Here is a 9,781-nt window from a genome sequence, read left to right as displayed (position 1 = left end):
TCGATACACGCGTGAAACGGGTTTCCGGCGCGATAAAATGCGTCAGCATCTGCGGAGTCCTTGCTCCTTGCGGGTGCAGACCCCCGGGCCGGTGTCGTTACCACTGCCCGGGGGTCGCCTCGCTTACGGCACGAGGCAACCCGATGCGGGCAACGTAACCCGGCTGTGCGGCAACGTCGGCACGCTTTCGCAGCGCAACACCCGTAAGAGTTAACGTGAGTTAGTGGACCTCCCGAAGATGGATCCCCATGACCACGATCCACGTCTCGGCGGCTTCACGGTCACCTGACCCGAAGGCCGCGTAGTACAGCGCCTTGATGCGCCGGCACTCCTGGCAGTGCGGCTTATCCCAAGGGGAGTTGGCGTCTCCGACCGTCATACCAGGCCGCCCCGCCGACTCCGCGCGTTGACCGCCGCCACATCCGCACTCAACGGCTCACGCCGCACGGCGCGATACGCGCGGAGCGCGGCGGCGATGACCTGGGCCTCGTCCTCGCGAAGCGGGTCGAGGATCGAGACATACGCCTGTCCGTACATCGGCGGCTCCGAGATCACCTGGACCGTAAAGCCGTGCGACCTGAGTGCGTCGTGCAGCTCAACTGCCGTACGGGCAGCCGCCCGTCGAAGCTCGGACACACTGGGGGTTCTGGGCATGGGTGGACACCTCGGGTCGGTCTCGTTCACTCCGCTTCCGGTTTCCAGCGTGGACGCGTAGCGCTACGCTCACCAGGGGTAACGGTTTGTGGAGCGCTACGCGAAAACGGGAGCAACGGTGCCTGCACCAAAGGACCTTGACTCGTCGGTATCCCTGGTGGCCCTGTACGGCAAGAAGGTGCGCAAACTGCGTATCCGTGCCGGCTGGACACAGCGGGAACTGGGCGCAAAGGCCCATGTGACCCACAGCAGAATTGCCCAGTTCGAGCTCGGCAACGAGATCCCCGACGAGGCCACCTCCGGTCTGTTGGACAAAGTCCTCAACGCTGACGGCGATCTGTCCGACCTCTGGGAGCATCTGGAGAGGGGGCCGTTCCATGACTCGGCGCGAAAGGACTGGGCGGGGAGGTTCATCGATTACGAAGCCAAGGCCATTGCCATGCACAAGTACTTGGCGCACTCCATCCCCGGCCTTCTGCAAACCGAGAGATACGCCCGCGAGGTTATGAGCATCGGGCAGCCTTGGTGCACCGAAGAAGAGGTCGAGAAACAGGTAGCGGGACGCTTGGGGCGACAGATCATCCTCAGTCGAGACACTCCTCCTCTCCTATGGGCCGTACTCGATGAGGCAGTTGTACGACGCCCAGTCGGCGGACCAGCAGCTATGCGCGAGCAGTTGGCGCACGTCGTCGAGTCGGCCAAATCACCCAACATCGAAGTGCAGGTCCTGCCGTTCGCAGCCGGTGGGCATGCAGCCATGGGTGGGTCTGTGACACTGCTGTCCTTTGAACGCGGGCCGGACGTGGCATATCTCGAAGGCGGCGCCTTCGGGAAGGTCGTGAGGGATACGGAGTCCGTGGTCCAGCATTCTCATCGGTACGACCTCGTGCACGCAGCCGCCCTACCGCCGAACGCCTCGATTTCCTTTCTTGAACAAGTGATGGAGGAACTCCGCACATGAAGGATCCGAGCACCCTAAGGTGGCGTAAATCGAAGCACAGTGATCAAGGCGGCGAAGACTGCTTGGAGATATCCGGCGACATACCCGGCGCCGTACCCATACGCGACAGCAAGCGCATACACGCCACCCCCCTGATGCTCTCGCCCCGCGCATGGCACGCCTTCACCAAGGCCCTTGCCAACGGCGGCCTCCAGTAAAAGGAGAACGGCCAATGGCGTCTACGGGACCTGCGCGGTGGCGAAGAGTGTGCCCGGATTGCCTGCCCCGGGTCCTTCCAGGACATACGCGTCGACCGCACTGAACCCATGCCGCTTCAAAAGATCCGCCCATACCTCGGGCGGATAGCACCAGCGGTCATCTCCCGCCCACCAGGACCCTCCCCGCCCTGAGCGAGCCCGGGCTCTACCTGTCGAACGTGACATCGCTGGAGGGCGGACGAGGCAGGGTATCCGAATTCCAGTACACCGATTCCGAGCTCCGCGAGCTGGAACTCTCCAATGTCCACCTGATGGACGGACGCATCACAGGCATGCGGTCCCAGCGCACACGGCTCCATGAAGTGCGCGTCGACTCCGTGGAGTTCTCGAACTGTGAACTGTCCGCACTGCACTGGGCGGACAGCAAGCTATCCCGCGTTGCCTTCCTCAACTGCAGACTCATGGGAGCCGTGTTCGAGAACAGCACGCTCGACAACGTTCTCTTCGAGAACTGCCGATTCGACTACTGCACGTTCGACCGGAGCCGTGCCGCCGGATCTGTCATCTTCAGCAAGTGCGTCATGCGCGAGGCCACATTCAAGGCATCCGACCTCAGCTCAGCGCTCTTCGAGGAATGCGACCTGCAATGGGCCGAGTTCGCCACCGGAAAGTACTGGAACTGCGATCTGCGGGGCAATGACCTATCCACCGTGCGTGGCGTGGGGCTGCTCCAGGGTGTCATCATCGACCGCACGCAGACCGTTCAGCTGGCCAAGGCCCTCACGGCCGAGCTGGGCGTCACCTACGGCGAAGACCTTGACGAAGAGTGAGCCCTGCGGGCAGTCACCCGCCCCCTGCTGCACCGTGCGGGCGGCGGACCTCCCGAAGACGGATCCCCATGGCCACGACCCACGTCTCGGCGGCTTCATCCATAACGGGGGCCACCTGCAGTGTTCGGGTGCTCAGCCGAGCCCCTCCACGACTCGCACATCCCGCTCCGCACCGCCGTCCAGCACCGCGACAGCCCGCTGGTAGTCCTCTTTCGGCACCTGGTGCACACCCTGACCGGCCTGCGGTCCGACGAAGTGACTAGGGTGGCGGTCATGGGACACGCGCGTTCAAAAGGGCCGAGGGGCTTCCGGTAGCCCGCCAGGAGATACCTGGCGGCCTGTCACCCCATGGAGCACCGTGGCCCGCACCGCCCATCACTTCCCTTCCGCGCACGGCACGAAGGCACCGCGAGGCGCCTGGCACGCCGTCGTCGTCCACGACCTCCGGTACAGCCACCAGGCCCTGTCGGAGGCCGCGCGGGAGGCCCGCAGCCCCCGGCCCCTGGCCGTCCGCCGTACGGCGGAGGTCTACCTCTTCCCCCGTCACAACCGCGACCGCACCGTGGCCCGCTGGGCGAACACGGAAGAACGCCGCGCCCGCCAACGCCTCCGCGCACGGACACACACGCTCCGCCGCCTGCTGAACACAACGGCGGGACCGCTGGCACTGGGGGCGGCAGAAACGGTGGACATCCCGCCGGCCCGCCACCGCCACGGCGCGCTGTGGCTGGCGTGACGAGCCTCTGGGGCGCCCCCGCGGTGGCGCCTACCGGAGTGCCACTTCCGCTCCGCGCGCGGCTGCGGGTCGCCTGTGGCTGGTCACGCAGTCCCCCGCGCCCCTGACGGGGCGCACCCGACGTACCCGTTTGCGGGCAAGCGTTCCTCTGAGGCGTCTGGTGCTGCCTTGGCGAGGGTGAACAGGCCGGGCTCGGGTTCGGTGAGGATGCCGCGGGTCACCAGGCGCGTTTCAGCTTGGCCCGGATGTTTTCGGTGTGCCGTGGCTCGCGGCCGAGGCCAAGCGCCCGGGAGACCTCCCCGGGGCGGAGTCCTTCTCCGGCCTGCTCGAAGAGCGCCAGGGTCTCGCGGTATCCGGCGGGCAGCGGCTCGGGTGGTACGGATGACGTCCATAGCGGCGATGCTGCCAGCAGCCTCTGACAACGGGCACACCGATGTGGGTCGGTGTGGTCCCGACCAGTCGGGCAGGAAGCCCGGCGGATGAGGATCACGCATGACCGGAGTAACCGGGGCCATGCAGACTGCCGTTGAACAGTCCGTGGACAGTGCGGAGGCCAAGGACGAGAGGTGTCGGGCTGGACCGGCAGCCAGCGGACGAGCTGGTGGCTCAGGCCAGGGCCACGAGGCAGCCGGGGAACGGAGGCCGTGCCCCGACAACTCAGCCGACCTGACCATTCTCAAGTTCAAGTTCCACGCTGGTCGGGCCTACTCGAATCCGTTTGACTCGACTCAGGCTCTCGATCAGCTTGCGGAAGACAGACTTCCGGGAGCAAGCCGGACACGTAACAGACGCTGTGAAGCTGAACCGCCGGGCATCCGTGGTGACGCACTGAAGTTCGACCTGGTAGTCAACGACCTCGTGGCACCGCGAGCAGGGCAGCCCATGAAGCTCCAAAGGAACCCGGTGGCTGATCATCCGGGTCATAGCCCCGCAGCTGCGGCAAAAGCTAACCCCCACGCCTCTGGTCGTCCACCCGTCACGACGTGCATTGACTCCGACTTCTCGGACATCGACGTAGAAATCCCGACCTGCAGGCCCTCCGCTATATCGACAACCGTCGCACGGATACTCGCAGTAGAACTCGATGGTTCCAGTGGACATGAACGAACCTCCGCCTTCCACCTGCCAAGGGGCAACAGTTTAGAGAGGCGGAAGCACCATGCGGGCTGACGCAGGATGAGCCCTACGGGCAGTCACCCGCCCCCTGCTGCACCGTGCGGGCGGCGGACCTCCCGAAGACGGATCCCCATGGCCACGACCCACGTCTCGGCGGCTTCATCCATAACGGGGGCCACCTGCAGTGTTCGGGTGCTCAGCCGAGCCCCTCCACGACTCGCACATCCCGCTCCGCACCGCCGTCCAGCACCGCGACAGCCCGCTGGTAGTCCTCGCTTTCGTATGCCGCGACCGCGGCATCGTAGCTGGGGAACTCGACCAGAACCGTGCGCTCGGATATCCCCGACTCGAACGCGGTCACCCGGCCGCCCCGGGCCAGAATCCGGCCGCCGGCTGCTTCCAGTGCGGGCTTCGCCAGCTTCCCGTACACGGCGAGCTTTTCCGGGTCGCGCACCGACCGGTATGTGCCGACCAGATATCCCTTGGCCATGCTGATCACTCCTTGCCCTCTGTCGTCAGCTCGAACGTAGCCAGGCTGTCCGCATCTGAGAAATGCCTTGTGCGCTCGGACTATGCTCCACAGTTATGGATGTCGAGCTGCGTCACCTGCGTGCGTTCGTCGAGGTGGCTCGGCGACAGTCGTTCACCCGTGCGGCTGACCAACTGGCCATCACTCAGCCGGCGTTGACCCGCACCATTCAGCAGTTGGAGACCTCGCTGCAGGTGCGGTTGTTCAACCGGAGCTCCCGGCACGTGGAGCTCACCAACGTGGGCAGCTCCTTTCTCGCACAGGTGGAACGGGTGCTCAACGAGCTGGACCGGGCAATGACCGCATTGCGGGAGCAGGTCAGCATCCGGCTGGGATTCAGCTGGCTGATGCCGGACCCGTGGGCACAGCGCACCATCAGCGAGTACGAGCGGATCTCAGGGAGCACGGTGAACCTGGTGCGCACCGACGATCCGATCCAGGCCCTGCAACGTCATGCAATCGATGTCGCCCTGGTGCGCGGCGGTGTGCGCACGTCCACGGCGGTCAAGGTGGTGCACCTGTTCAATGAGCCTCGGGTGGCGATCGCCTGTGCCGCCGGGTCCGAAGTGAGCCGACTCGACGAGGTGGACTGGCGGGACGTTCCCCGATGGCCACTTGTGGTGAATGTGGTCAGCGGCGCGACCGGCCATTGGTCCTGGGCCCCCGGCGAGGGTCCACAAGAGGTGATCGAGACGACCAACTACGACGAGTGGGTGGAGTCGGTGGCCGCCAATCGCGGCATCGGGGTGGCACCGGCAGTGGGGGTGCGCCGGATCAACCACCCTGGGGTGACCTTTGTGCCGCTGGTCAACGCGCCTCCGGTCCCGGTGGAACTCGCCTACCTGCCGCACCTGCAGGAGCTCTTGCTGCGCCGGTTCATCGATGTGGCGATCGCCGCAGTGGACCGCTGACAGACCCCGCTCACCTCGAACTATGCCTGTCGGATATCGGCGTTCCAAGACGGGCATTACCCAACACCGCGCGGGAACCCTAGCGTCGCTCACGGGCCAGGCCGCTCTACAGGGTCTATGGGGAAAGAGACGTGACGTGATGGAGGACCATGCACCGCACTGCGCCGTGGCGGTCAACGCGCCGGAACCGACGGAGCCAGTTGCACCTGCGCATGCCCGGGCCGGAAACAGCGGGCCGGCCGGGAAGTTGCGGGTGTTCGCGGTGTATGCCGGCGCCGCACTGGGGCCGCTGGGCGGCGGCGTGGTGGCGCCGATGCTGCCGCAGATCGCCGACTCGCTCCACGCCTCGACGAGCGCCACCACACTGTCGGTAACCGTCTACTTCGTACCGTTCGCTCTCGTGCAACTGGTGTCCGGGACGGCGGGCGAGCGGTGGGGCCGCCGGCGCACCGTGCTGGTTGCCTACCTGGTCTACCTGATCGCCTCGCTGCTCGGCGCCCTCGCACCGAACATCGCGCTGCTACTGCTGGTACGGGCGGTGATGGGCACCGCCAATGCGTTTATCTCGCCGCTGCTGCTGTCCGGGCTGGCCGACATGGTTCCACCGCGCCGACTGAGCCGAGCCGTAGGGCTGTTGGCCAGTTGCCAGGCCGCCGGCCAGTCGCTTGCGCCGCTGCTCGGCGGGGTGGCCGCGACAGCGAACTGGCGCTGGGCGTTCGTCGGTGTCGCCGCCGCGGCCGGGCTGCTCGCGCTGGCACCCCCACCCGGCGGTACCCGGCCGGGCGCGCAGGCTCCGCGCCTGAGCACCCTGGTGAACCCGCGCATGGGGCTGCTGTCGGTGGCCGCGTTCGTCAGCTACTTCGGCGCGGCCGGGCTGCCGTTCCTGGTCTCCCTGCACGCCGAAGAGCATCTCGGCATCCGTCCCGACCTCACCGGGGTCGCGCTGCTGGGCTTCGGCCTGACCGGGTTGCTGCTGGGCGCGAGCTGGGGTTCGCTCAGCGACCGCTTTGGCGCACGCCGCTGCGGCGGGATCGCCGCCGCGCTGACGGCGGTGCTGGTCGCCCTGACGGGATCGACGCACAGCCTGCCGACGCTGGTGCTGTGCTGGACGGGCGCGGGCGTCGCCTACTCGATGCTCAATGTGTGCCTGCAGAACCTCACCGTCCGCGAGGTGCCCAGCAACCGGGGCGGCGCGCTCTCGGCGGTCTCCGCCTTCCGCTTCGGCGGCGCGGCGGTGGCCCCGGTCGCGCTGCTTCCGCTGTACCACGCGGCACCTCCGGTGGCGTTCATCACCGGCGGCGGCTCACTGCTGCTCGCGTCCGCCGGCCTCGCCGCGCTGCGGTCCCCTTCGGGGTCTCCGGTTGGCCGCCCGCACCACGAGTGACTCGGCGATGAGACGCGCATAGCCTCGGAACCATGGGTGATCTCCTGCCGCTTCTGGGTATCTTCGGTGGCTTCGCCGCGGTCCTCGCCGGCTTCGTGTGGTTGGCGTTCCACGTTCGTCGCCGGGGCACAGCGGGCGCGGGCGTCACCGCGGCGTTGGCCTCTTGGGAGGAGGCGTATCGAGTGACCTCCCATGAGTCCTACTGGGAGGTCAAGGCGCAGGCGGAGCGCCAGTTGCCCGTTCTGTCGCCGGACGGCCACTGGCGACCGAGGGGCGACGAAACGGGGCAGGTGGGCGAGAAGAGCCAGGAGGCCCTTCCGCTGCGCCCCCGACAACGCCGCACGATCCTGGGGCACCTGGTACGGCGGTTGCGGCAGCGGGGCTGATCGAACCGACGACACCCAAGGTTCGACGGCACGCGCTCAGCCTTCGGCCGACCTGCCTTCAAGATGGCATGGCGGCAGCGGTTCTGGGTCTTCCTTGTGCTGGACCGGAGTGATGTGCGGGAGGGGACGGGTGCCTTCGGCGGCCTGGGCCATCAACTGCAGGGTACGGCCGGGCCTCGATGAGCGTCATCGAGGTGGTCACGACCCGGATCCCGGAGCGGTCCGCGTCCTTGAGCCGGGTGCCCATCGCGCGATGGCCGAGGACGGCCCGGGAGAGGCCCTCGCTGTCGAGCAGATAGACGAGCTCGGACATCAACCCGCCTTGCGGTTTGGCACGGCACGGGCCTTGCGGGCCGCATGCTGCCGCTGAAGCTCAAGGCGCTCCGCCTCCGCGCGGGCCAACTCCTCGCCGGTAGCGTCACGGTGTATTTCTTCGTTGCCATACCAGTCATCATTCCGTCCGGGACCACCCGGCGCCTCAGGCCGACCGCAGGGCCGGCGCCGCCGGCGCCTCGTCCTCCTGGCGCCGGGTCTCCGTCACGCTCCGTACCGCCGGCAGAGCCTCGCGCCGGCGACGGTCGGGCGGCAAAGGTTCCCGCCAGGGGCATGCGGCGCGGTTTCCAGTGTCCAAGTGAGGGCCGTTTTCCGGCCGTTCACTTGTTCACGGGAATAACTCTGGTGCTTTGCGGGCGAGTACGAAAGTCACGGCTTTTCGGGACCGGAGGCGGCGGTGCCATGGGCGAGGCCCGCCAGTTGCATGCGGTCGGTCACGCCGGTCTTGGCCCGGATGCGCCGCGCATAGGTGTCCACGGTGTGCACGCTCAACTCCAGGTAGCGGGCGATCTCCCGGTAGGTGTGCCCTGCGGCGAGCCCGCCGAGCACCTCGCGTTCGCGTTCGGAGAGCGAGGAGAGATTTCCTCGGCCGGTGTCGATCACAACGTCCTCCCGGTTCGTGTTCCTTCCGTCCTTGCACTGTGCAGGCAGGAGATATACGTCGGATCAACGCTCGCAACGATCGCGCCGGAAACCCATGGGAACCTTTCCCCACCGGCGCGACTCCTGAGGTGTCGATGTGGAGCCGAGAACGGTCCGCACCGATATGAAGGAGGGGTTCCTCATGAACTCGAGCACGACCAAGTCCCACCGGCCGCTTCCGCGGGACGAAGGAGCCGTACACCGCTGGCTGGATGTGCGGGGAACCCCACTGCACATCGCCGAGTACGGATCCGGCGAGCCCCTGCTGCTGTTGCACGGGTTCCCGCAGCACTGGTACGCCTGGCGCAAGGTCGCCGCCCTGACCTCGGGCGAATACCGCCTTGTCTGCCCCGACCTGCGCGGCTTCGGCTGGTCCGGGCAGTCACGTCGCGGCTATCACATGGGTGGTCTGGCCGCCGATGTCCTCGCCCTGCTGGACGCCCTTGGGCTGGACCGGGTGGGGCTGGTGGCGCACAACTGGGGTGCGCACCTGGGATTCCGGCTGTGTCTGGACACGCCCGAACGGTTCCATGGCTTCCTGGCCCTGAATATGACCCACCCCTGGCCACGACACCGGGCGATACTGCCGAACCTGTGGCGTCTGTGGTTCACCGCCTTCATCGAGTACCCGGTGACCGGGCGCGCCGTACTCCGCCATTGGCCCGCTTTCACCCGCTGGCTGCTGCGGCACCAGACCGCCGACCCGGCGGTCTGGCAGGACGCGGAACTCGATGAGTTCGCCGCCGCGACCTCGGTCTCCGCGCATGCCGGACAGGCGATGTTCTGGCAGTACGTGCTGCGGGACATCCCGGCCCAACTGCGCGGTGCCCGGCGGCAGGCCCGGCTGACGGTGCCGACCGTGCTGCTCGGCGGCGGCCGGGACAGGGTGATCACGCCGTCCATGCTGGCCGGGGGTGAGCGGCGGGCGGCCGACCTCGAGGTGCGCATCGTGCCCGAAGCGGGTCATTTCCTGCACGAGGAGCGGCCGGAGGCGGTGGCGCAGGCGGTGCGGGAGTTGTTCGTCCCGCGGTTGAGGTCCTCGGACATCCCCTAGATGACTGATGCCAAGGGCTTGCTGGCGCGCATGAGATGAAGCGAGGGA

General features: G+C 67.3%; 13 protein-coding genes. 9 read left to right on the top strand and 4 right to left on the bottom strand.

The features are described 5' to 3' along the window. Nucleotides 1–375: 375 nt before the first annotated feature. Nucleotides 376–654, bottom strand: coding sequence for a hypothetical protein (locus tag ABCR83_RS31525; protein ID WP_462698683.1), 279 nt, complete (start codon nucleotides 652–654; stop codon nucleotides 376–378). Between the two features lie 88 nt (nucleotides 655–742). On the opposite strand from ABCR83_RS31525, the gene ABCR83_RS31520 reads away from it, so the two are divergent. From ABCR83_RS31520 to ABCR83_RS31510, 3 genes are all read left to right on the top strand, one after another. Beyond that, nucleotides 743–1,615: a helix-turn-helix domain-containing protein gene (locus ABCR83_RS31520; protein ID WP_462698682.1), complete on the top strand. Its 873-nt coding sequence runs from the start codon at nucleotides 743–745 to the stop codon at nucleotides 1,613–1,615. Beyond that, nucleotides 1,612–1,812: a DUF397 domain-containing protein gene (locus tag ABCR83_RS31515; RefSeq protein WP_462698681.1), complete on the top strand. Its 201-nt coding sequence runs from the start codon at nucleotides 1,612–1,614 to the stop codon at nucleotides 1,810–1,812. Before ABCR83_RS31520 ends, ABCR83_RS31515 begins: the two co-directional genes overlap by 4 nt. Before the next feature lie 218 nt (nucleotides 1,813–2,030). Beyond that, complete coding sequence (locus tag ABCR83_RS31510; RefSeq protein ID WP_462698680.1) at nucleotides 2,031–2,642, top strand: pentapeptide repeat-containing protein; 612 nt, start codon at nucleotides 2,031–2,033, stop codon at nucleotides 2,640–2,642. Between the two features lie 132 nt (nucleotides 2,643–2,774). Here the strand turns inward: ABCR83_RS31510 and ABCR83_RS31505 are convergent, their stop codons facing one another. Then, nucleotides 2,775–2,924 (bottom strand): hypothetical protein, encoded by a 150-nt coding sequence (locus ABCR83_RS31505; RefSeq protein WP_462698679.1) that lies wholly within the window; start codon nucleotides 2,922–2,924, stop codon nucleotides 2,775–2,777. Nucleotides 2,925–3,000: 76 nt separating this feature from the next. Between ABCR83_RS31505 and ABCR83_RS31500 the strand changes: the two genes are divergently transcribed. Together ABCR83_RS31500 and ABCR83_RS31495 are read left to right on the top strand one after the other, a co-directional pair. Then, nucleotides 3,001–3,378 carry a hypothetical protein gene (locus ABCR83_RS31500; RefSeq protein ID WP_462698678.1) on the top strand — a complete coding sequence of 126 codons (378 nt, stop codon included), beginning with the start codon at nucleotides 3,001–3,003 and terminating at the stop codon, nucleotides 3,376–3,378. A gap of 256 nt (nucleotides 3,379–3,634) precedes the next feature. After that, complete coding sequence (locus tag ABCR83_RS31495; protein WP_462698677.1) at nucleotides 3,635–3,763, top strand: hypothetical protein; 129 nt, start codon at nucleotides 3,635–3,637, stop codon at nucleotides 3,761–3,763. 927 nt (nucleotides 3,764–4,690) lie between these two features. Here ABCR83_RS31495 and ABCR83_RS31490 read toward each other — a convergent pair. Beyond that, a complete protein-coding gene (locus ABCR83_RS31490; RefSeq protein WP_462698676.1) occupies nucleotides 4,691–4,984 on the bottom strand; it encodes a DUF1330 domain-containing protein in 294 nt (97 codons plus the stop codon). A 95-nt stretch (nucleotides 4,985–5,079) separates the two neighbouring features. Here ABCR83_RS31490 and ABCR83_RS31485 point away from each other — a divergent pair, with 95 nt between their 5' ends. The 3 genes from ABCR83_RS31485 (at nucleotide 5,080) to ABCR83_RS31475 (ending at nucleotide 7,704) form a co-directional block, all read left to right on the top strand. After that, nucleotides 5,080–5,934: a LysR family transcriptional regulator gene (locus ABCR83_RS31485; protein WP_462698675.1), complete on the top strand. Its 855-nt coding sequence runs from the start codon at nucleotides 5,080–5,082 to the stop codon at nucleotides 5,932–5,934. A gap of 139 nt (nucleotides 5,935–6,073) precedes the next feature. Beyond that, nucleotides 6,074–7,318: an MFS transporter gene (locus ABCR83_RS31480; RefSeq protein WP_462698674.1), complete on the top strand. Its 1,245-nt coding sequence runs from the start codon at nucleotides 6,074–6,076 to the stop codon at nucleotides 7,316–7,318. A 32-nt stretch (nucleotides 7,319–7,350) separates the two neighbouring features. Beyond that, a complete protein-coding gene (locus tag ABCR83_RS31475; protein ID WP_462698673.1) occupies nucleotides 7,351–7,704 on the top strand; it encodes a hypothetical protein in 354 nt (117 codons plus the stop codon). A gap of 702 nt (nucleotides 7,705–8,406) precedes the next feature. On the opposite strand, the gene ABCR83_RS31470 is transcribed toward ABCR83_RS31475, so the two are convergent. Continuing rightward, a complete protein-coding gene (locus ABCR83_RS31470; RefSeq protein WP_462698672.1) occupies nucleotides 8,407–8,640 on the bottom strand; it encodes a response regulator transcription factor in 234 nt (77 codons plus the stop codon). Nucleotides 8,641–8,821: 181 nt separating this feature from the next. Here ABCR83_RS31470 and ABCR83_RS31465 point away from each other — a divergent pair, with 181 nt between their 5' ends. Further along, on the top strand, nucleotides 8,822–9,733 hold the full coding sequence (locus ABCR83_RS31465; RefSeq protein ID WP_462698671.1) for an alpha/beta fold hydrolase: 912 nt from the start codon (nucleotides 8,822–8,824) through the stop codon (nucleotides 9,731–9,733). Nucleotides 9,734–9,781 lie beyond the last annotated feature (48 nt).

Source organism: Streptomyces xingningensis (assembly GCF_054957865.1).
Note: the sequence above shows the minus strand (reverse complement) of the source record. Positions and strands in the feature narration are given on the sequence as shown.